1 pseudogene is annotated in these 321 nt (G+C 56.4%); it reads left to right on the forward strand.

The window, feature by feature from the left end:
* Positions 1-259 (forward strand): annotated as a pseudogene (locus HMPREF2847_RS04970) (IS110 family transposase); the annotation flags it as partial.
* Positions 260-321: the final 62 nt, after the last annotated feature.

Raw genomic sequence — 321 nt, forward strand, 5'->3', positions numbered from 1 at the left:
ATCCGGTTCGTCGATCAGAGGTGAATTCCCGGCACGGTCAGGCAATAAACGACTGAAAAACGCCTTGTTCTACTCCGCATTCGCAGTTATCCGCAGCCACGAACCGTCACGGCGGTATTACGAACGCAAACGCGCTGAAGGAAAACGCCACAACGCAGCAGTCATCTGCCTGGCACGACGCCGATGCAATGTCATCTACGCGATGCTGAAAAACAAGGAGTTCTTCCGCGAAATCCCGCCACGCTCCGTCGCCGCATAAAGCCCCAAAGACGAAGCCGACAGCACACGCTGGCCGGCTCCTAGGCACGCCTAAGAAACTAC

Source organism: Corynebacterium sp. HMSC074C03 (assembly GCF_001838285.1).
GTDB classification, from domain to species: domain Bacteria; phylum Actinomycetota; class Actinomycetes; order Mycobacteriales; family Mycobacteriaceae; genus Corynebacterium; species Corynebacterium amycolatum.